The sequence below is a fragment of the Acidovorax sp. 94 genome (genome assembly GCF_003634645.1).
Taxonomy (GTDB): domain Bacteria; phylum Pseudomonadota; class Gammaproteobacteria; order Burkholderiales; family Burkholderiaceae_C; genus Acidovorax; species Acidovorax facilis.
In genome coordinates, this window is the sequence record NZ_RBJA01000001.1 from 2,628,524 (window position 1) to 2,648,563 (window position 20,040).

Consider the following 20,040-nt stretch of genomic DNA (forward strand, 5'->3'; position numbering starts at 1 on the left):
TAGCCATGACCACCACGCTGCTGCTCCAACTGTCTGACCCCCACATCCGCGAGCCCGGCCGCCTGGCCTATGGCCGCATCAATACCGCGCCCTATCTGGCCGAGGCCGTGGCCAGCGTGAACCGGCTGCCGCAGGCGCCCCATGCCGCCGTCATCACCGGCGACCTGACAGACTTTGGCCGCGCCGCCGAATACGAGCACCTGCGCGCCCTGCTCACGCCGCTGAACATGCCGGTGTACCTGCTGCCCGGCAACCACGACAGCCGCGAGCAGATGCGCGCGAGCTTTCCGCAGCACCACTACCTGGGGTCCGAGGGCTTCATCCAGTACAGCGTGCCGGTGGGCGGCATGCAGCTCATCGCGCTCGATACCGTGGTGCCCGGCGCCAGCGAGGGCAGCCTGTGCACAGAGCGCCTGCAATGGCTGGATGAAGAGCTGGCACGCCACACCAGCCGCCCGGTGGTAATCGCCATGCACCACCCACCGTTTCGCACGCTGATTGGCCACATGGACGACATCGGCCTGCGCGAAGGCGCCGATGCGCTCGAAGCCATCGTGGCCCGCCACGCGCAGGTGGAGCGTGTGATCTGCGGGCACCTGCACCGGGCCATCCAGGTGCGGTTTGGCGGCACCATCGCGGCCACCGTGCCATCGCCCGCGCACCAGGTGCGGCTGGACCTGGCGCCCAACGCCGCCTCGGCCTGGATGCTGGAGCCGCCCGGCTTTGCGCTGCACGCCCTGCCTGCGGGGGGGCGGCTGGTCAGCCACACCGTGGCCAGCGGCCAATACGCGGGGCCCTACCCGTTTCATGACGGCGGGCAGCTGATCGACTGAAAAAACGGGCCCTGGCGACAAGACCTCCACCGCCGAGCACCCAGCCGCGACAGGGTCATCGCTGCACAACTCCTCAATCAGGAGTATGCTTATATGTCAGTTTTGTGACAAATGGTCCGGGTGCCGCAGTATTTTCTGCGCGCTCTTCATCCCGGAAGCCGAGCAGCCAGGCTCATGCCTCCCCGCCTGCCGCCGCCTACGGGCACAGAAATGAATGAAACCGCTTCCCTGCACGGGCGCCAGCTTTAACGCTTGCGTCGGCGCAGTGCATGGCGCATGCTCGTTTGGGTGGACACAAGAAGAAGAAACAACGGTTTTTCATGAAGCATCTCTTGAATCTGTTGGCAGCGGTGTCGCTGCTGATCTGGGGCACCCACTTGGTGCGCACCGGCATCCTGCGTGTCTTTGGCGCCAATTTGCGCCAGTTGATCGCGCACAGCGTCAGCAACCGGTTCACGGCCGTGCTGTCGGGCATCGGGGTGACCGCCGTGGTGCAGTCGAGCACGGCCACGGCGCTCATCGTGTCCTCCTTCGTGGGCCAGGGCCTGGTGGGCCTGCCCGCCGCGCTGGCTGTGATGCTGGGCGCCGACGTGGGCACGAGCGTGATGGCGGTGGTGTTCTCGATGGATTTGTCCTGGCTGTCGCCCCTGTTCATCTTCGCGGGTGTGGTGCTGTTCATCTCGCGCAAGGACACGGCCGTGGGTCGGGTGGGCAGGGTGCTGATCGGCCTGGGGCTGATGCTGCTGGCGCTGCGCCTCATCACCGAATCGACCACGGTGCTCACCCAGTCACCCACGGTGCGTACGCTGCTCGGGGCGCTGACCAGCGACCTGCTGCTGGAGATCTTCACCGGCGCCATCCTGGCCATCGTGGCGTATTCGAGCCTCGCCACCGTGCTGCTCACCGCCGCGCTGGCAGGCTCCGGCGGCATCCCGCCCGACGTGGCGCTGGGCCTGGTGCTGGGTGCCAACCTCGGCAGCGGCGTACTGGCGGTGCTGACCACGATGAAGGCCAACGTGCAAACGCGCCAGGTGCCACTGGGCAACTTGTTCTTCAAGATCATTGGCGTCATCATCATGACCCCGCTCACCGGGCTGTGGCTGCAGCATGTGCGCCCCTACGTGCCCGAAATCGCAGCACTGGTGGTGCTGTTCCACCTGGCATTCAACGTGGTGGTGGGCATCATCTGCATCGGCCTGACGGGCACAGTGGCGCGCGTGGTGCAACGTCTGCTGCCGAAGGAAAAGGCGCAGGCTGCGGGCACCCGCCCCCAGCATCTGGACCCCTCCGCCCTGGCCACGCCCTCGCTGGCCATCTCGTGCGCCGCGCGCGAGGCCCTGCACCAGGCCGACGTGGTCGAATCCATGCTGCTGGGCCTGCACAAGGTGATCCGCACCGACGACCTGCAGCTGGCGCAGGACCTGCGCAAACTGGACGACGAGGTGGACGGCCTGTACTCGGCCATCAAGTACTACATGACCAAGATTTCGCGCGAGGCCCTGGATGAACGCGAGGGCCGCCGCTGGGCCGACATCATCAGCTTCACGATCAACATGGAGCAGATCGGCGACATCATCGAGCGCGTGCTGATCGACATCGAGGACAAGAAGATCAAGAAGGGTCGCCAGTTCTCCGAGGCCGGCATGGAAGAAATCAACGAACTGCACGCCCGCCTGATCGACAACCTGCGCCTGGCGATGAGCGTGTTCCTCAACGGCAGCGTGCGCGATGCGCAAAAGCTGCTCGAAGAAAAAGCCCGCTTTCGCGACCTGGAACACGCGTATTCCGCCACCCACCTGGCGCGCCTGTCGGACAACACGGTGCAAAGCATCGAGACCAGTTCGCTGCACATCGACCTGATCAGCGAACTCAAGCGCATCAACTCGCTGCTGTGCTCGGTGGCCTACCCGATTCTGGAATCGGCCGGAGCGTTGGCGCCCAGCCGGCTAAGGGCGATGGCGGACCAGGCTTGAGAAGCGCCTTCAGCAGAAATTCAAGCCTTTTCTGGCTCTCTTCCATTTCGGGTGGAACGCCACATTCCCCACCAGAGCCATGGTCAGGCCCTTGCTTTTCGCAAAGGACTGCCTGGCAGGTGAGTGAGCTTGCCAGCAATCAAGAACGCCATGGCGATGAAGTGATCGGTGGTGCCATAGCCACGCGCCTTGGCCTTAGCTGCTTGCAACAGTGAGTTCACCGCCTCCACATAGCCGGTGTGCAGATGAGAAGCATCAAACGCCTGGAGTATTCCCGCCCAGTGTTGCTGGATGGTCTTGGCCAAGTCCTTGAAGGGCTGCAAGCGGCTGCGTTGCGCCCAGTGCAGCCATTTCTTGAGTGCCTGTGCACTGCTGGCGGCATCCGCGTCTGAGTTCCTGTAAACATCGCGCAGCGCCTCCTTCATCCGCCACGCCCTGGCGGTCTTCAATCGGGTGCGAGGCAGCCAATCCATCTTTGCCTGCTCTTTGTCCGTCCACTTGGCTTTGTCCTTGAGCCAGCACCAACGGGTCTTCTTGAGCCAGCGCTCGCCCCGGGCCTCTTCCCGCCGCACTGCGTCCACTGCCCGGTTGGCCATCTGCACCACATGAAAGCCATCAAAGGCAATGGCCGCCTGGGGCAAGTGCTGGCCTGCTCCTGCGATAAAGGCCTTGGACATGTCCATGCACACCACCTGGATGGCTTCGGGCCTGCCTTGGTGGCTCTTGAGGTCCGCCGCAAAGCGCTGCACGGTGCTGGCATCCTTGCCGGGTGTGGCGTAGATCAGTCGCGCCCGCTCAAGATCGTGCACCAGGGTGATGTAGCTGTGGCCTTTGGCGCAGCTGGTCTCATCGATACCGATGACCGCCACACCCGCGTAGCTCTCCTTGGCGCGCGCCAAGCTGACATGGGCATCGATCTGGCGCCACAAGGCGTTGTCCGCACAGCGCAGGATGCGTGCACACGCGGCCACCGGCATCTCACGGGCCAGCGTCAGAGCCAGAGCCTCGAACATGAGCGTGAAGCGGCTGCCCTCTCGCGCCCAGGGAACACTCAGCTGGGTCGTAGAGCTGCAGGCGCTGCATGACACGCGAGGCAGCGCGCAGTGCACGTAGGCTTCGAACTGAAAGAAATCAAGATGCCGCCAGCTGCGCTGGCGGTGGTCATGCAGTTTCTGCTCAGCTGCGGCGCAAACGGGGCAGGCGGCACTGCCCGATTGCCAGACCACGTACAGGTCGATGCGGCTGCGCTCGACATCCAGTGCAACACGCTCCACAGCCCAGGGCGCGGCCAGCCCCAACGCTTGGCAGAACAACGCTTCTTGCATCGGGAGGGCTCCTGTTCAGGGGGTGTCAATGGATTTATTTGAACTGTAGTGTTCCACCCGAAACGGAAGAGAGCCCCTTTTCTGGTCTCTAGCGCTTTATCCATAAGCGCTAAAAGCTATTATTTTTATAGCAACACCTCACCCCCGCCGCTGTGCGGCGTTGTCTCGCCGTCACTCCACGTCCGCCACGTAGCGCTGCAGCCCCGTCCACAACGCATCCAGCGTAACCTTGCAGCGCGGGCTGGCGCGCAGGTCCTCGTGCATCACCACCCAGGTTTCCAGCCCGTACACAAACTGCTGTGACAACACATGCACCAGCGCCGGGGTGCTACGGCGCGCCAGTGCCACCTGGCAAACGCCAATGCCGCCCCCGGCGCGCATGAAAGCCAGTTGCGCCACATCGCTGTCGCTGCGCACTGCAAACTGGTCGCGCCGCCACGCGGGCACCGCCTTTTGCGCGGCGCGCAAAAAGGGCGTTTCTGCGTCAAAACCAATCAGGCGGTGGCGGGCGAGGTCGGCCAGCGTCTCGGGCACGCCGTGCGCCTGCAAGTAGCTGGGGTGGGCGTGCAGTCCCAAGGGAATGCTGCCGACGCGGCGGGCGATCAGCGCGTCCTGGCGGGGCTCGGTCATGCGGATGGCGATGTCGGCCTCGTGCTGCAGCAGATCCTGCACGCGGTTGCTGAGCACCAGTTCCACCGTCAGCGCCGGGTGCTCGGCCTGCAGTTGCGCCAGGATGGGCGGCAGCACCTCCACGCCGATCACCTCGCTTGCCGTCACCCGCACCGTGCCCCGCACGCCGCCGCCATGGCTGTCGGCTGCGCGCACCAGGGCAGCGGCGGTGTGGCCCATGGCTTGCGCGTAGGGGCACAGCGCCAGCGCCGCCTCGGTCGGCAGCAGGCCCTGCTGCGAGCGGGTGAACAGCACCAGTCCCAGCGCCTGCTCCAGCGCCGCAATGTGGCGCCCCACCGTGGGTTGTGTCACCCCCAGCGCGCGGGCTGCGCCCGAGAGCGATCCCTCTTGCACCACGCCCAAGTACGAGCGGTACAGCTCCCAGCCAATGTCTTTGTGTGCAGGTTGTGCCATACATAAATGTATAGCCATGCGCCGATTTTCGGTAATTCCATTTCACAACACCCACGACCACACTGCATCCATCACCACTTTTTTTTGGAGCAAAACATGGCAAACGCAGGCAATACGGTTCTGGTTCTCGGCGCGACCGGGGGCATCGGTGGCGAAGTGGCGCGGCAGCTGCGCGACCGGGGATGGCAGGTGCGCGCACTGCACCGGGGCGTGGCGCAGGCCGGGGAGCAACGCGACGGCGTGGCCTGGATTCGCGGCGACGCGATGCGGCGCGAGGACGTGGTAGCCGCTGCCGCAGGCTGCGACGTGATCGTGCACGCGGTCAACCCGCCCGGCTACCGGCGCTGGAGCGAGCTGGTGCTGCCGATGATCGACAACACCATTGCGGCGGCCACCGCAGTGGGTGCCACCGTGGTGCTGCCCGGCACGATCTACAACTACGGGCCCGACGCCTTCCCGGTGCTGCGCGAGGACTCACCGCAGCGCCCCCACACCCGCAAGGGCACTGTGCGCGTGGAGCTGGAGCGGCGCCTGCAGCAGGCGACCGAGCCCCACCCGCTGCGCGCGGGCACCTGCCGCGTGCTCATCGTGCGGGCGGGGGACTACTTTGGCCCCCAGGTGGGCAACAGCTGGTTCTCGCAAGGCCTCGTCAAGCCCGGCCAACCCGTGAAGGCGGTGAACCTGCCCGGCGCACCCGGCGTGGGCCACCAATGGTCATACCTGCCCGACGTGGCGCGCACCATGGTGCAGTTGCTGGAGCGCCGCGCCACACTGCCCGCGTTTGCACGCTTTCACATGGCCGGGCACTGGGACGCCGACGGCACGCAGATGGCCGCCGCGATTGGCCGCACCGTGGTGGCACATGGTGGTGCGGCCCCGCACGTGCGGGCCTTTCCGTGGTGGCTGGTCACACTCGCCGCGCCGTTTGTGGCCACGCTGCGCGAACTGCGGGAGATGCGCTACCTGTGGAGGCAACCGGTGCGCATGGCCAACGACCCGCTGCGCGCCGTGCTGGGCGAAGAGCCCCACACGCCGCTGGACGCGGCGGTGCAGGCCACGCTGTTGGGTCTGGGCTGCCTGCCAGGGGCCAAAGCGCCGCTCACAGCCCCAGGAAACCCGCAATCACCAGCCCGGCTTCCAGCGTGAACCGGCCCTGGGCAACCTGCGCGCGCACCTCTTCCAAGGGCAGCAGTGCAAACTCGTCCACCTCGCCGTCCTGGTTGTCGGGCGCCATGCCCTCGGGCACCACGGCGCGGAACCAGTCGATGCGCTCGACCATGTACCCAGCGCCGCCCCCCTCGCTGCTGGGGCGGCTGAACAGCACATGGCCACCGTGCGCCACGCCGGCAAGGGTGTGCACATGCAGCCCGGCTTCTTCCCAGGTCTCGCGCACCAGGGCTTGGGGCAACGAGTCGGCGGCCGAGATCATGCCGCCCATCAGCGTGTCCCACAGGCCTGGGTCGTTGGGTTTGTTCAGCGAACGCTTTTGCACCCACATGCGCCCATCGGACGCCAGCCCCACCAGGTGCACGGCGCAGGTGGTGATGCCCAGCACACGCACGGCACCCCGCTCCACGGTGCCCACGACTTCGCCGCTGGGGTTGGTCACCGCCAGTTGTTCGTTGCGCCACGGGCCACACAGGTTGGCGTCGCGCAGCGCTTCGGCCAAGGTGTTCAGGGCGTCGGTGGTGGCGTTGACGTTGGCATCAGAGGCAGCTTCGGGCGGCAGATGCAGACTCCATGCAGGGGCGCCGCCATGCTCACCCATTGATAGCTGGTAGCGCTTATCCAATAAGCGCTGGAGGCTTATTTTGCTTAGAAATCCTTCCGCAACCGACCCTACCACCTGCCCCGCCACCCGCAGGGGTTGGCGTGGCTGGCGGGCGGGCTGGTGCGCCAGTTGCCGCGCACCCACCAGCCACTGGTCGAACGATGCGCCGGGGTAGGAGGCTGTCACAGCGTGAGGATGGTGCAGCCCGTGGTCTTGCGTGCTTCCAGGTCGCGGTGCGCCTGCTGCACGTCGGCCAGCGGGTAGCGCTGGTCGATGTGGATCTTCACCTGCCCACTGGCCACCACGGCAAACAGGTCGTCGGCCATGGCCTGCGTGCTTTCGCGCGTGGCGATGTGGGTGAACAGCGTCTGGCGCGTGACGTAGAGCGAGCCCTTGGCGCCCAGCGAACCCGGTGCAAACGGTGCCACGGGGCCCGAGGCGTTGCCGAAGCTGGCCATCAGGCCAAAGGGACGCAGACATTCGAGTGACTTGTCCCAGGTGTCCTTGCCCACCGAGTCGTACACCACCTTCACGCCCTTGCCGCCGGTGATCTCTTTGACCCGGGCTGCGAAATCTTCTTTTTGATAGTTGATGGCATGCGCCGCGCCGTTGGCCAGGGCCAGCTGGCACTTGGCATCGGTGCCTGCCGTGCCGATGAGCTGCAGGCCCAGCGCCTTGGCCCACTGGCTGGCGATCAGGCCTACCCCACCCGCAGCGGCGTGGAACAGCACATGGTCGCCGGGCTGCAGGCCTTCCACGGGCAGCGTCTTCTTGAGCAGGTACTGCGCCGTCAGGCCCTTGAGCATCATGGCCGCGCCCGTCTCAAAGCTGATGGCATCGGGCAGCTTGCACACACACTTGGCGGGCATCACCCGCACTTCGCAATAAGCGCCGGGGGGCTGGCTGGCGTAGGCAGCGCGGTCGCCCACCTTCAGGTGCGCAACGCCCTCGCCCACGGCTTCGACCACGCCCGCGCCTTCCATGCCGATGGTGGCGGGCATGTTCAGGGGGTACAACCCCGTGCGGTGGTACACGTCGATGAAGTTCAGGCCGATGGCGTGGTGGCGGATGCGGATCTCGCCGGGGCCGGGCTCGCCCACGGCGACGTCAACGATGTGAAGTTCTTCGGGACCACCGTGCTGGCGGATCTGGACGGCAAGGCTCATGGCAAAACGCTCCTGGATAACGGGTGTTGAACGGGTCCCCAACGGGCATGGATGGGGCCTGTAACGGGCGAGACAAACGGCGGCCATCCTGCCATGAATCTGAAAGCCTTGTCCTGCCCTGCACCGTTACAGTGCAGCCCATGACTCAAAGACTCACGCCCGGTACGGCGGCGCTGCTGGTGATACCGCCGCTGCTGTGGGCTGGCAACGCCGTCACAGGCCGGCTGGTGCACGACCTGATCCCGCCCATCACGCTCAATTTCATCCGCTGGGTGCTGGCTTTCTTCATCCTGCTGCCGCTCGCGTACAACGTGCTGCGCAAGGACAGCCCGCTGTGGCCCCACTGGCGCCGCTATGCACTGCTGGGGCTGCTCGGCATTGGCCTGTACAACGCGCTGCAGTACATGGCGCTGCAGACTTCCACGCCCATCAACGTGACGCTGGTGGGCTCCAGCATGCCGGTGTGGATGCTGGCCGTGGGGGCGCTGTTCTTCGGCGCGGCGGTCACGCGGCGGCAACTGCTGGGCGCGCTGCTGTCGATGTGTGGCGTGCTGCTGGTGCTCAGCCGGGGCGAGTGGTCGCAGCTGCTGGCTTTTCGCCTCGTGCCAGGCGATGTGTTCATGCTGCTGGCCACCATCTCGTGGGCGTTCTACAGCTGGCTGCTGTCGCGCACCAGCGAGCCCGCCCGCATCCGGGGCGACTGGGCCGCTTTTTTGATGGCGCAGATGGTGTTTGGCCTGGCATGGTCGGGCAGCTTCGCGGGCGTGGAATGGGCGATGGGCCACACCCACATCGCATGGGGCTGGCCGCTGATCGCAGCGCTGGCTTTCATCGCCGTGGGCCCCGCCGTGCTGGCCTATCGCTGCTGGGGCGTGGGGGTGGAGCGCGCCGGGCCTGCAGTGGCGGGCTTCTTCGTGAACCTCACCCCGCTGTTTGCGGGCATCCTGTCGGCCGCCTTTTTAGGGGAAACGCCACAGCTTTTCCACGGTGTGGCATTCGCACTGATCGTGGGCGGGATCGTGGTGTCGTCGCGGCGATAGCGACAGGCGGGGTCAGCCTGCTGCGCCTTCGGCCGAGGCTTGTGTTGCGGCCTGCTGCAACAAGACTTCGAGCTCCGATACCGGCCCGGGCATGCCCAGCAAATAGCCCTGAAAGAGCTGGCAGCCATAGTCTGCCAGCAGGGCTTTCTGCTGTACGGTTTCCACACCTTCGGCAATCACATCCAGCTCCAGGTTGCGCGCCATGCCGATGATGGTCTGCACGATCACGTCGTCGGTGTGCCGCACACCCAGGTTGCGCACAAACGACTGGTCGATCTTGAGCTGGTCCAGCGGCAGCCGCGTGAGGTAGGCCAGCGACGAGTAGCCCGTGCCGAAGTCGTCCACCGAAAAGCGCACACCCTTGGTCTTGAGCAGGCCCATCTTGGCAATGGTGTCGTCCACGTTGTCCAGCACCAGCGACTCGGTCAGCTCCAGCTTGAGCAGGTGGGGCCGCGCGCCGGTCTCGCGCAGCACCTCGACCACGCGGGCCACGAAGTCGCGCTGGCGGAACTGCCGGGCGCTCACGTTGACCGACAGCGGCACATGCCGGTAGCGGGCATCGTTCTCCCACGCCGCCAGCTGCTCGCACGCGGTGCGCAGCACCCAGTGGCCCATGGGCACGATGAGTTCGCTTTCTTCTGCCACGCCAATGAAGGCGCTCGGCGCAATAAGGCCGCGCTCGGGATGGATCCAGCGGATCAGCGCCTCGGCGCCCACGATGCGCCCGTCCAGATGGAACTGGGGCTGGTAGTGCAGCGCGAACTGCCGCGCGGCCAGCGCGGCCTGCAGATCCCCCTCCAGCTGCGCACGCACGCTGATGGCAATCTGCATCTGCGGATCGAAAAAACACAGCGCATTGCGGCCCTGCGACTTGACCTGGTACATGGCGATGTCGGCCTGTTTGAGCAGATCGACCGAGGGCTGCAGCGCCCCGCCCATGAGCGTGGCCCCGATGCTGGGCGTGCTGTGGTGGCTGAGCCCGGCCAGCGAGTACGGCATGTTGAGCGTGCGCAGGATCTTTTCGCCCACGCGGCGCGCATAGGCAGCCGCCTCTTCGCTGTGCAGCGACAGCTCGTGCAGCATGACCACGAACTCGTCTCCCCCCAGGCGCGCCACGGTGTCCTCGCGGCGCACGCAGGTCTTCAGGCGCTCTGCCACCTGGCGCAGCAGCATGTCGCCCACCTCATGGCCCATGGTGTCGTTCAGCGTCTTGAAGTGGTCCAGATCCAGGAACAGCAAGGCCCCGTACTGCCCGCTGCGCACGCTGGCCGCAATCACCTGCTGCATGCGGTCCATCAGCAGCCGGCGGTTGGGCAGATTGGTCAGAGGGTCGTAGAAGGCCAGGCTCTCAATCTCGGCGCTGGCGCGGCGCAGGGCCGTCACGTCGTGGTAGGTGATGACCAGACCGCCCTCGGGTGTGGGCCGTTCGGTGATCTGGATCGTGCGGCCATTGGGCAGCACCTGCTCATGGGGCTCATGGTGCTGGTTCTGCTTGAGCAGCCGCAGCTCCACCCAGCGCATGCGTTCTTCCTCGCTGGCGCGCGGCAGATGGTGCCGGGCGGTCTCTTCCATCACGCGCCGAAACGGCACCATGGGCGCCATCACGGCGCGCAGCCACGGGAAAATTTCCTCAAACCGGCTGTTCCATTGCACCACGCGCTGCTCGCCGTCGAGCAGAACAAAACCACTCACCATCGACTCCAGTGCCTGGTCGAGGGTGGCCTTGGACTGCGCAATGGCAAGCCGCGCCTGGGACATACGGTCCAGGTAGCGCAGCGCCAGGTTGCCCGCTGCCACGATCATGGCCACAAACAACAGCCCCGTCAGTGCAATGGCGTTGCGCTGGTCGCGCCAGCCTGCCAGCGCATCGCGCAGCGGAATGCTCGCCGAGATGCGCAGGTCCTGGTACAGGATGGGTCGGTAGACCACCAGCGCCGGCTCGCCACTCAAGCGGGCGGGTGCCTTCCACGCCTGCCCCAGGGCGGCCACCTCCTGCAGTGGCGGGGACAGCACGGGCGTGATCGCCTCCTCGCGGTTGGGCGCACTCAGCAGCAGCAGCCCTCCGGCACGCTCCAGCGTCACTTGCAGGCCTGTGATGTCCACACCCTGGACCAGCACCGAGCTGAGCGCCCCCACCGGCAATTCGGCAATGGCCACCACAAGGGAACTGTCGGCCATGCGCAGGTGGCGCGCAAAATACAGCACGCGCTCGGCAGTCGCAAAGCTCACCACCGGCGGGCTGATCATCAGGGTGGAAACGGGCTGCTCCAGCACAGACGCCAGAAAACCGGGAGGCAGCTGCAGCGGCAGCGCACTGCCAGCCGCATCGGAAGAGGCGATGGTCTTGCCGTTCGCGTCCAGCAGCGCCACATAGCGCACCATCAGGTTCTGCCGTGCGGAGCTGCGCAGGCGCTGGCTTGCAAGGTCAGGGTCCACCCATTCGCTCATCGAACCCGACAGGCCCAGCAGTTCGTCCATGCTGGCCAGCAGCACGTCCACCGCCAGCAGGGAACGATTGAGCGCCGCTTCGGCACCCGCCACAAAACGGGTGGCCTGGGCTTCGTAATCATCCAGCGCCACCTTGCGAGCGTTCCATACCAGCGCGGCAGACACCATCACCACCGCCGCAATGAACACCGCCGCCCCGGCCCATACAAAGGCCCTGATGCGCAGTGGGGTCGTGGTATCCCTCATTTCGCCGGGGCCGCAGCCAGGCCACGGACGGGACCGATCGTCTGGTTCCACACCTGGGCGCAACGCGGCCCGCAGCGCTGCACCCAGCGCGGCAGCACGGTGGAGGCAAGGATCTCCTGGCGGCTGCGTTCATCCTGCGCAGACACCGGCACCACCACCATGCTGCCCTTGCGTCCCCCCACACAGGCGGGGATGCCACGGTTGCAGGCCATGCCGTCGGAGGTTTCGCGCTCGGACTCCTCCCAGATGGCGGCCTCCAGCCGGGGCAGCTCGCGCCGCAGCAGGGCCCGCAGATCGGGCGGCAGCGCCTCCCAGGCGGCCTTGTTGGCGCTGAACACCGCCAGTCCCCAGGTCACGGGCAGCGCATGCACATGGGAGGTCATGGTATGCAGCCCCAGCGTGTTGCCCGACATGGTGCCGGTGATGGCGCACTCGGTATTGCCCGCCGTGAGGCTGGGCACGATCTGCGCGAAGCCAGTCAGCACGGGGATGCCGCCGAGCGCCCCGACAAAATCCGCCTGGGTGGATGACGACACGCGCGTGCGGCGCCCGGCCAGATCGGCCAGCCCGCGCAGGGGCTTCTTGCAAAACACCACCTGGGCCGGATACACATACATCGCCAGCGCCTCCACGCCGTGCTGGTCACGCAGACTCTTCTCCAGGTAAGGGCGAAACGCCGCCAGCGTGGTCTTGAGCGTGGCAATGTCGGGGTTCAGCCCCGCCAGATCGGGTGCGGTGTACTCGGGGTACTGGGCCGTGAACGAGCTCATGAGCGTGGTGCCAAAAGGCACCACACCCAGCTGCAGCAGGCGCAGCATTTCGGCGCCAGGCACGCCCGCTCGGTCAAAGGGCACGATTTCAGCGTCAAACCGGCCACCGCTCAAGCGGAGCAGTTCCTTGCTCCAGAAGGGCTCTTCCTGCCGGGTGTACTGGTTGATACCTGCCAGCCCCCCCACGATGCGCAGCTTGTAGGGCGCAGTGGCCGCTGCCGGGGTGGCCGCAGGCTGGCCCACAGCCTGTGGCGAACAACCCAGCGCGGCCCATGCCAAGCACAGTGCAGCGATGCGGTGCAGAAGGCGGGAAGTCACAGCGGGTTTGGGCTGCATGGCAACTTCTGGCTCGTCAACCGGGGTGCAGTGGACGGCCACCGCCGCGCACCCTTCATGCCCAGGGCCATGCCAGCGCCCCAGCGGCATCCATGGATCGCATAGAGGTCTGGAAGGCCGCCCTGGGGAGGGATGCGCGGTGTCATGTTCCGGTACTTTCGGGTTGGAATGCTGGGGCACCATTCTTCACCAAGTTTTCCCCCTCGGCGGGCAAAGCTGTCTGCAAAACGCCACGCCCTGCCGCCAGGGAATCTCCTTCGCCCGCCAGTGACCACAGACGACGGGTTGACCTTCTGTCTCAACCCGGGTCAGAAGGTCCCAGGATAAGCGCCGCCGTCCGCCAGCACGTTCTGCCCGGTCATATAACCCGCCTGCTGGCTGCACAGGAAAGCGCAGATGGCACCGAACTCCTGCGCCGTGCCATACCGCCCTGCCGGAATCTGGGCCTGCTGTTGCGCGCGAACATCGTCCACGCTCTTGCCTGCCTTGCCGGCAGCAGCGGTCACGGTGGCGGCCAGTCGGTCGGTGTCGAACTTGCCGGGCAAGAGGTTGTTGATGGTGACGCCCCGTGCAGCGATCTTGCTGCGCGAGACCCCCGCCACAAAGCCCGTGAGCCCGCTGCGCGCGCCGTTGGACAGACCCAGGATGTCGATGGGCGCCTTCACCGCGCTGGAGGTGATGTTGACGATGCGGCCAAAGCCTCGCGCAGCCATGCCGTCCACTGTGGCCTTGATCAGTTCGATGGGGGTGAGCATGTTGGCGTCCACGGCCTTGATCCATGCATCGCGGTCCCAGTCGCGGAAGTCGCCCGTTGGCGGGCCGCCGGCATTTGTCACCACGATGTCAAAGTCACGGCCCGGGCCATCTGTCACGGAGAACACGGCAGCACGGCCCTCGGCGGTGGTGATGTCAGCAGCTACCGCCAGCACCGTCGGTTTGGAGCTTTTTTGGCCGCCAGCGCTTTCCTGCATTGCTCCTTCAGCTACCAATTGTGTAGCAGCCTGCTCCAGCGCCTGGGCATTGCGGGCGTTGATGACCACGTTGACGCCCTCACGCACCAGGGCCAGCGCACAGCCATAGCCTAAACCCTTGCTCGCGCCACACACCAGCGCCCATTTGCCTGCGATACCCAAATCCATAACAATCTCCGGTTCTGCTGCAAGCCGCAGCATTCACAGATCATCATAAGTGGAGAGCTGCAACATGAATTGGCTGCACCGCGGAGCCCTGGCCACCTGGCTGGCATGGGCCGCATTGGCACCCCTGGCAGGTAGCGCGCATGCGCAGGAGGCGGCCGTGGTCAAGCGTGCCACCCAGTTGCGCGACACCCCCGCCGACAGCGGTGCGAGCGTGGCCCCGCTGGAGGCCAACACTGTGGTCACGCGCAGCAACGAGCGCAAGGGCCCCTGGACCAAGGTGAGCACACAGCAAGGCGTCACCGGCTGGGTGCACATGTTCGACCTGGGACCGCAGTCGGGGTCGGCCACGCCCACCAACAACGCCGCCACCAGCGGCCTGCGAGGCCTGGGCGGGCTGTTTGGCGGCAACAGCGGCTCCACCACCACGGCCACCTCCACGGTGGGCATTCGTGGCCTGGATGCTGAAGACATCGCCAATGCGCAGCCCAATCCTGCTGCCGTCGGCCGGGCAGAAAGCCTGCGGGTGAATGCCGACCAGGCGCGCCAGTTCGCCAGCTCGGCGTCCCTGCAATCCCGGGATGTGCCCGCCCTGGCGCAGCCCGCACTGCCCACATCCAGTCGGGGCTCCGGCAGCGGGTCCAGCAACCCCTCCGACCCCAACTACAGCCCTAACTGAGGAAATGGCCATGAACCGGAATTCCACCTGGAAACGCCGCGCGCAGACGGCAGCCTTGTGCGCGCTGCTCGTTGCAGCGCCCCTGGCCGCCCACAGCCAGAACGTGATGAACATCCTCAACTCCCTGGGGGGCGGGCTGGGCTCGGCCATCACGGGGGGCAAAGCCGCTCCGGCGGCGCAGGGTGACGATCTGATCAGCCTGCTCACGCAGTCGATGGAGAACATCGACGAGGCCAAGGAAATCGAGATCGGCCGCCAGCTGGCCGCCCTGCTGCTGGGCGCCAAGCCCGCCCACCCGGACATGGCGCTGCAGCGCTATGTGAACCGCCTGGGCCGGTGGGTGAGCCTGCAGTCGTCGCGCCCCGGACTGCCCTGGACCTTTGTGGTGCTGGACGACGCAGGCTACAACGCCTTTGCCGCGCCGGGCGGCTATGTGTTCGTGACGAAGGGGCTCATTGACCGCTGCGCCGACGAGTCCGAGCTGGCGGGCATCCTGGCGCATGAGATCACGCACGTGACCTCCAAACACCACCTCCAGGCCATCCGGCAAAGCGCCATGGCGGGGGTCGGCACGCAACTGCTGGCTTCGCAGATCCGCACCAGCAACATCGCCGGGCAGCTCGTCAAGGACCAGCTGCTGTCGCTGTTCCGCACCGTATACACCAAGGGGCTGAGCCAGTCCGACGAATTCGAGGCGGACCGCACCGGGGTGTCGCTGGCGGCCAAGGCGGGTTTTGACCCCTACGGTCTGGTCTCAGTGCTGCAGCAGCTGCGCACCGTCACGCCGGACAACCCCATGTTCACGCTGACAATGTCCACCCACCCCGCGGCACAGGCCCGCCTGGACTACCTGGAGCAATCCATGGGCCGCCAGCTCGATGGGCTGGGCGGGTCGCGCGCATCGATTGCACAGCGCCTGGGCGGCAGTGCGCCTGCCAATGCGCCAGCACCCTCTGCCCGGCCTGCAGCGGCAAAGAAGGCGGGATAAATCACCCCCAAGGAGAGCGCGCACCCGCTCTCCGCTGCCAGGTCAGGGCGCTTGGCGGCGCGCCAATTGGGTAAACACAAAAATACCCGTGATCACCAGTGCCGTGCCCGCAGCCACCCACACCGTGAACGGCTCACCCAGAATCCAGACCCCCATGAGGATGGTGGACAGCGGCCCCACCATGCCGGTCTGCGCGGTCATTCCAGCGCCCACGCGCTCAATGGCCATCATCACCATGAGCACGGGCGCAGCCGTGCAGAGCGTGGCGTTGAGCACGGACAGCCAGATCACCTCGGGTGCCACCACGGCAGCACTGAAGGGCCGCAGCACCACAAACTGCAGCAGGCATAGCAGGCACGCCACGGTGGTGGCCAGTCCCACCAGCCGCAGCGAACCCAGGCGCCGCACCATCTCGCCGCTGTAGACCAGATAGATGGCATAGCTCACCGCACTCAGGAACACCAGCAGGGTGCCCCAGGCTGCGTTGGTGCCCTGCAGGTTGGCTTCGTGGCCGAACACCAGCACCACGCCGCAGTAGCTGATCAGCATGCCCACCGCCTGCCCCCAGGTGATGCTGCGCCGGTACAGCACCCAGCCCAGCATTACCACCAGCGTGGGGTTGAGATACAGGATCAGGCGCTCCAGGCTGGCACTGATGTAGGCCAGCCCTGCAAAGTCCAGAAAGCTCGCCAAGTAGTAGCCCGTGAGCCCCAGGCCCAGCACGCCCAGCCAGTCCTTGCGGGTCAGGGGGGGCTTGCCCCGGCTGGCCCACCAGGCCATCACGGCGAAGATGGGCAGCGCAAACAGCATGCGGTACATGATGAGCGTGACCGCATCAACACCATGGCGGTACGCCAGCTTGACGATGATGGCCTTGCCGCTGAAGGCGATGGAGCCCAGCAGGGCCAGGGCGAGACCGGTTGCTACGTTTTTTGTAGCTGCTTGCGCTTGTTCAGATTGCGGTGGAGCCACTTTTTTCTATATTCAGTTGTTCATTGCGCTGCGCGACAGCACAGCCCATGAAACTGGCACGTCCTGACGCGAGGTGGCCGCGGAACTGGCTTTGCCAGGCCGCTGGTCGCGTCCCCCTCCCGTAGCGCGCAGCGCGTAGAGAGAGGGGGAAGGCGCGAAGCGACTCAGGGGGTGTTCCATCAATACCCCGCCACCTGGCCGTCGCGACGCGGATCGCTGGCGGCCACATAGCCCTGCACTTTGGGATCGCCCATGCGCCAGATGAACTGGCCGGCGCCAAAGTCCTGGTAGGAATCCTGGATCACCTCCATGCGGTGCCCCAGGCCCAGCAGGCCCTGCACCGTCGCGGCGGGCATGGCGGCCTCGACGTTGATCGACAGCCCTTCATTGAAGCGCCAGCGTGGTGCGTCGCAAGCCACCTGTGGGTTCTGGCCGTAGTCCAGCATGCGCACCAGCGTTTGCATGTGGCCCTGCGGTTGCATGTTGGCGCCCATCACGCCGTAGCTCATCACGGGCTGGCCGTTTTGCGTGAGGAAGGCGGGGATGATGGTGTGAAACGGTCGCTTGCCGGGAGCCACCAGGTTGGCTGGGTTGGGGCCCGCCGGGTCGGTGCTGAAGGCCTGGCCCCGGTTCTGCAGGCTGATGCCAAAAGTGGGCTCCACGCAGCCCGAGCCAAAGCCCATGTAGTTGCTCTGGATGAAGCTCACCATCATGCCGTTTTCGTCGGCCGCAGTGAGGTAGATCGTGCCACCCTTGACCGGATTGCCAGCCCCAAAATCCTGCGCCTTGTTCATGTCGATGAGTTTGGCACGGGAGGCCAGGTACGCGTCATCGAGCATTTGAGCGGGGGTCACCTCCATGGACGATGGCTCGGCCACATAGCGGTACACATCGGCAAATGCGAGCTTCATGGCCTCGATCTGCAGATGCTGGGACGCTGCGCCATCCACGGGATGGCTCGCCAGATCGAATCGGTCCAGTATGCCCAGCGCAATCAGCGCTGCGATGCCCTGCCCGTTGGGAGGGATCTCGTGCAGGGTATAGCCTCGGTAGTTGCGGGCAATGGGCGTAACCCATTCAGGGCGGTGTGCTGCCAGATCCGCCAGCGTCAGGCTGCCGCCCTGGGCCTGCGAGAAGGCGACCAGCGCCTGGGCAATTTCGCCCGTGTAGAACGCCTGGCCTTGTGTGGCTCCGATGGCGCGCAGCGCTCGAGCTGCGGCGGCAAACTGGATCAGCTCACCCACCTGCGGCGCGCGGCCCCAGGGCATAAAGCTTTCTGCAAACCCCGGCTGCGACTGCAGCTCAGGCACTGCAGCGGCCCATTTTTGCTGTACCACCACCGGCACCAGGTAGCCACGCTCGGCAATCTCGGCGGCGGGCTCCATCAGCGCGGCAAAGGGCAGCTTGCCGAAACGCTCAGACAGGGTGACCCACGCGCTGACGGCACCCGGCACAGTGACGGAATCGATCCCGCGTTTGGGAGGGCTCGCCGGGCTCTTGCCGTAGCGGCTGTGAAAGTACCCGGGTGTCCAGGCCGCAGGGGCGCGGCCCGAGGCATTGAGCCCGTGCAGGGCCTGTCCGTCCCACAGGATGCAGAATGCGTCGCTGCCCAGCCCATTGCTCACGGGCTCGCAGATCGTCATGGCCGCTGCCGCCGCCACAGCAGCATCAACGGCATTGCCGCCCTGCTGCAGCATGCGCAGGCCCGCCTGGGCGGCCAACGGATGCGAGGTGGAAACCACATTGCGCGCAAACACCGGCAGGCGGGTGCTGGCATAGGGGTGGGTGTAGCTGAAGTGCATCGGTTCAATATGGGCCGCGTGCCCTGCCGTTGCAGGGGCATACCGCCGGTCCAACCCTGTGGCCGGGACTCCACTGGACGCGCTGACCGGGGCGTTCACGCTTTGAAGTGCGGGGCGCCCTTTTTCCTTTTTTTCCTTCTCTTTAACCGTGCTTGCGGAACACCCGGTGGTGCAATCGCCTTAGCGACCACCATACAGCCCCCGCAACCACAGGAATGGCGATGGCCGCCGTGGTTTCGGGCGACAGGGGCCAACCAAGCTTCTGCGCCCCCTTGGCCAGGTAGCTCACCAGGCCCACGATGTAGTACGTGATGGCCGCCACCGACAGCCCTTCCACCGTGGACTGCATCTGCAGCTGCAAATCCTGCCGGTGGTTCATGGTGGTCAGCAGCGCCTGGCTGCTTTGCTGCTGCTCGATCTCCACGCGGGTGCGCAGCAGGTTGCTCATGCGCGAGACACGTTGCGACAGCGCATCCTGGCGCCGCGCCGCCCATTCACAGGTGCTGCGTGCAGGCGTGAGGCGCCGATCCATGAATTCCCGAATCGTCTGCATCCCGGCCAGGCGCGATTCAGCAATGTCCTGAATGCGCTTGTCCAGCAGTTCGAAGTACGCGCTGCTGGCCGAAAAACGCGAGTGGGTGGCCGCATACTGGCTCTCCACCTGCCCGGCCAGACGGGTCAGGCGGTCCAGCAGCGCAGGCTCTGCGTCGCGGTTGGCGGTGCGGATGGCGTCGGCCAGTTCGGCCAGTTCGCGTTCGGCAAAAGCCAGCACACTGGCGGCCTCGCGCGCAGCGGGCAGGCCCAGCAAGGCAGCCATGCGGTAGGTCTCGATTTCGAGCAGGCGCTGCACGAGGCGGCCCAGGCGGCGCTGCGTCATGCCGCCCGCGAGCAGCACCATGCGCGAGAACCCATCGGCGTGGATCGCAAAATCGGTATAGACCTCGCCATGCCCGTCGGCCACCGTGGAGGCCACCAGCGTGTCCTCATGCAGCACATGCTTGACCAGCGACCCCGAACCAAAGGTGTGGGTGGGCAGTACCCACAGGTTCAGGCTGCACAGACAGTGCCCGGGCAAAGCCGCCAGCCACCCGCGGGGCACCGCGTCTGCGGCGCTGGCGGGCTCCCGCTCGCCAAAGGCGTCAGCCGCCATGGGCACCATGAAGGTCCAGGACACAAATTCGGTGTGCAGCTCCCAGCGCATGCGGTAAGCCCCCAGGTCCATGCGCAGGTGCGTGGTGTCCGCATCGGGCAATGCCAGGTGGTGGTCGCGCAACAGAGCCGCCACATGGGCCCGGCTCGCTTCACGCCCTGCGGCATCGGCCAGCATCACGATGTGTGCAATGGCCAGCGGGGCCGTCATGGCCTCGGGCGGACGGGCGTGGATTTCGTTGTGCAGCATAGCCCGGTGGGGATGCTGTGGCAGATGGAATGGAGTGGACATGCGGGCCTCTTGCCCGCCATTGTGTACTGGC

At 66.1% G+C, this 20,040-nt stretch carries 16 protein-coding genes; 6 read left to right on the plus strand and 10 right to left on the minus strand.

Annotated elements, in window-relative coordinates:
* The first annotated feature begins 5 nt into the window (after window positions 1–5).
* Window positions 6–833: a phosphodiesterase gene (locus C8C94_RS12080; RefSeq protein WP_121420876.1), complete on the plus strand. Its 828-nt coding sequence runs from the start codon at window positions 6–8 to the stop codon at window positions 831–833.
* A 320-nt stretch (window positions 834–1,153) separates the two neighbouring features.
* Window positions 1,154–2,806, plus strand: a complete 1,653-nt coding sequence (locus C8C94_RS12085) for a Na/Pi cotransporter family protein (protein ID WP_121422825.1) — start codon at window positions 1,154–1,156, stop codon at window positions 2,804–2,806.
* An 83-nt stretch (window positions 2,807–2,889) separates the two neighbouring features.
* Here the strand turns inward: C8C94_RS12085 and C8C94_RS12090 are convergent, their stop codons facing one another.
* Both C8C94_RS12090 and C8C94_RS12095 read right to left on the minus strand, forming a co-directional pair.
* Window positions 2,890–4,131, minus strand: a complete 1,242-nt coding sequence (locus C8C94_RS12090; RefSeq protein ID WP_121419550.1) for an ISL3 family transposase — start codon at window positions 4,129–4,131, stop codon at window positions 2,890–2,892.
* 171 nt (window positions 4,132–4,302) lie between these two features.
* The gene (locus C8C94_RS12095; RefSeq protein WP_121420877.1) at window positions 4,303–5,214 is read right to left on the minus strand and encodes a LysR family transcriptional regulator; all 912 of its coding nucleotides are present in this window, start codon (window positions 5,212–5,214) and stop codon (window positions 4,303–4,305) included.
* Window positions 5,215–5,310: 96 nt separating this feature from the next.
* Between C8C94_RS12095 and C8C94_RS12100 the strand changes: the two genes are divergently transcribed.
* Window positions 5,311–6,360 carry an NAD(P)H-binding protein gene (locus C8C94_RS12100; RefSeq protein WP_121420878.1) on the plus strand — a complete coding sequence of 350 codons (1,050 nt, stop codon included), beginning with the start codon at window positions 5,311–5,313 and terminating at the stop codon, window positions 6,358–6,360.
* Here C8C94_RS12100 and C8C94_RS12105 read toward each other — a convergent pair.
* Window positions 6,314–7,171, minus strand: coding sequence for an NUDIX domain-containing protein (locus C8C94_RS12105; protein ID WP_121420879.1), 858 nt, complete (start codon window positions 7,169–7,171; stop codon window positions 6,314–6,316). The genes C8C94_RS12100 and C8C94_RS12105 overlap by 47 nt on opposite strands.
* Entirely contained in the window at window positions 7,168–8,151 is a 984-nt protein-coding gene (locus tag C8C94_RS12110; RefSeq protein WP_055401481.1) for a quinone oxidoreductase, read from the minus strand. The genes C8C94_RS12105 and C8C94_RS12110 overlap by 4 nt, the downstream gene beginning before the upstream one ends.
* A gap of 140 nt (window positions 8,152–8,291) precedes the next feature.
* Here C8C94_RS12110 and C8C94_RS12115 point away from each other — a divergent pair, with 140 nt between their 5' ends.
* Window positions 8,292–9,191 carry a DMT family transporter gene (locus C8C94_RS12115; RefSeq protein ID WP_121420880.1) on the plus strand — a complete coding sequence of 300 codons (900 nt, stop codon included), beginning with the start codon at window positions 8,292–8,294 and terminating at the stop codon, window positions 9,189–9,191.
* 12 nt (window positions 9,192–9,203) lie between these two features.
* Here the strand turns inward: C8C94_RS12115 and C8C94_RS12120 are convergent, their stop codons facing one another.
* The 3 genes from C8C94_RS12120 to C8C94_RS12130 form a co-directional block, all read right to left on the minus strand.
* Entirely contained in the window at window positions 9,204–11,885 is a 2,682-nt protein-coding gene (locus tag C8C94_RS12120; protein WP_121420881.1) for an EAL domain-containing protein, read from the minus strand.
* Window positions 11,882–12,991 carry a TRAP transporter substrate-binding protein gene (locus C8C94_RS12125; protein ID WP_233573454.1) on the minus strand — a complete coding sequence of 370 codons (1,110 nt, stop codon included), beginning with the start codon at window positions 12,989–12,991 and terminating at the stop codon, window positions 11,882–11,884. Before C8C94_RS12125 ends, C8C94_RS12120 begins: the two co-directional genes overlap by 4 nt.
* Window positions 12,992–13,299: 308 nt before the next feature.
* Window positions 13,300–14,130, minus strand: a complete 831-nt coding sequence (locus tag C8C94_RS12130) for an SDR family oxidoreductase (protein ID WP_121422827.1) — start codon at window positions 14,128–14,130, stop codon at window positions 13,300–13,302.
* Window positions 14,131–14,194: 64 nt separating this feature from the next.
* Here C8C94_RS12130 and C8C94_RS12135 point away from each other — a divergent pair, with 64 nt between their 5' ends.
* Window positions 14,195–14,806 (plus strand): SH3 domain-containing protein, encoded by a 612-nt coding sequence (locus C8C94_RS12135; protein WP_121420882.1) that lies wholly within the window; start codon window positions 14,195–14,197, stop codon window positions 14,804–14,806.
* 10 nt (window positions 14,807–14,816) lie between these two features.
* The gene (locus C8C94_RS12140) at window positions 14,817–15,794 is read left to right on the plus strand and encodes a M48 family metalloprotease (protein ID WP_233573455.1); all 978 of its coding nucleotides are present in this window, start codon (window positions 14,817–14,819) and stop codon (window positions 15,792–15,794) included.
* A 42-nt stretch (window positions 15,795–15,836) separates the two neighbouring features.
* On the opposite strand, the gene C8C94_RS12145 is transcribed toward C8C94_RS12140, so the two are convergent.
* The 3 genes from C8C94_RS12145 to C8C94_RS12155 all read right to left on the minus strand — a co-directional run bounded on the left by C8C94_RS12145 (window position 15,837) and on the right by C8C94_RS12155 (window position 19,967).
* Window positions 15,837–16,766, minus strand: coding sequence for a DMT family transporter (locus C8C94_RS12145; protein ID WP_121420883.1), 930 nt, complete (start codon window positions 16,764–16,766; stop codon window positions 15,837–15,839).
* A gap of 179 nt (window positions 16,767–16,945) precedes the next feature.
* A complete protein-coding gene (locus tag C8C94_RS12150; protein WP_121420884.1) occupies window positions 16,946–18,568 on the minus strand; it encodes a gamma-glutamyltransferase family protein in 1,623 nt (540 codons plus the stop codon).
* A 142-nt stretch (window positions 18,569–18,710) separates the two neighbouring features.
* Window positions 18,711–19,967 (minus strand): DUF3422 domain-containing protein, encoded by a 1,257-nt coding sequence (locus tag C8C94_RS12155; protein ID WP_233573595.1) that lies wholly within the window; start codon window positions 19,965–19,967, stop codon window positions 18,711–18,713.
* Window positions 19,968–20,040 lie beyond the last annotated feature (73 nt).

Excerpts from the sequence above, each read along its gene's own strand:
- C8C94_RS12135 (WP_121420882.1), top strand. The coding sequence starts at position 14,195 with ATGAATTGGCTGCACCGCGGAGCCCTGGCCACCTGGCTGGCATGGGCC.
- C8C94_RS12080 (WP_121420876.1), top strand. The coding sequence starts at position 6 with ATGACCACCACGCTGCTGCTCCAACTGTCTGACCCCCACATCCGCGAG.
- C8C94_RS12130 (WP_121422827.1), bottom strand. The coding sequence starts at position 14,130 with ATGGATTTGGGTATCGCAGGCAAATGGGCGCTGGTGTGTGGCGCGAGC.
- C8C94_RS12150 (WP_121420884.1), bottom strand. The coding sequence starts at position 18,568 with ATGCACTTCAGCTACACCCACCCCTATGCCAGCACCCGCCTGCCGGTG.
- C8C94_RS12140 (WP_233573455.1), top strand. The coding sequence starts at position 14,817 with ATGAACCGGAATTCCACCTGGAAACGCCGCGCGCAGACGGCAGCCTTG.
- C8C94_RS12100 (WP_121420878.1), top strand. The coding sequence starts at position 5,311 with ATGGCAAACGCAGGCAATACGGTTCTGGTTCTCGGCGCGACCGGGGGC.
- C8C94_RS12110 (WP_055401481.1), bottom strand. The coding sequence starts at position 8,151 with ATGAGCCTTGCCGTCCAGATCCGCCAGCACGGTGGTCCCGAAGAACTT.
- C8C94_RS12155 (WP_233573595.1), bottom strand. The coding sequence starts at position 19,967 with ATGCTGCACAACGAAATCCACGCCCGTCCGCCCGAGGCCATGACGGCC.
- C8C94_RS12090 (WP_121419550.1), bottom strand. The coding sequence starts at position 4,131 with ATGCAAGAAGCGTTGTTCTGCCAAGCGTTGGGGCTGGCCGCGCCCTGG.
- C8C94_RS12085 (WP_121422825.1), top strand. The coding sequence starts at position 1,154 with ATGAAGCATCTCTTGAATCTGTTGGCAGCGGTGTCGCTGCTGATCTGG.
- C8C94_RS12095 (WP_121420877.1), bottom strand. The coding sequence starts at position 5,214 with ATGGCACAACCTGCACACAAAGACATTGGCTGGGAGCTGTACCGCTCG.
- C8C94_RS12125 (WP_233573454.1), bottom strand. The coding sequence starts at position 12,991 with ATGCAGCCCAAACCCGCTGTGACTTCCCGCCTTCTGCACCGCATCGCT.
- C8C94_RS12120 (WP_121420881.1), bottom strand. The coding sequence starts at position 11,885 with ATGAGGGATACCACGACCCCACTGCGCATCAGGGCCTTTGTATGGGCC.
- C8C94_RS12115 (WP_121420880.1), top strand. The coding sequence starts at position 8,292 with ATGACTCAAAGACTCACGCCCGGTACGGCGGCGCTGCTGGTGATACCG.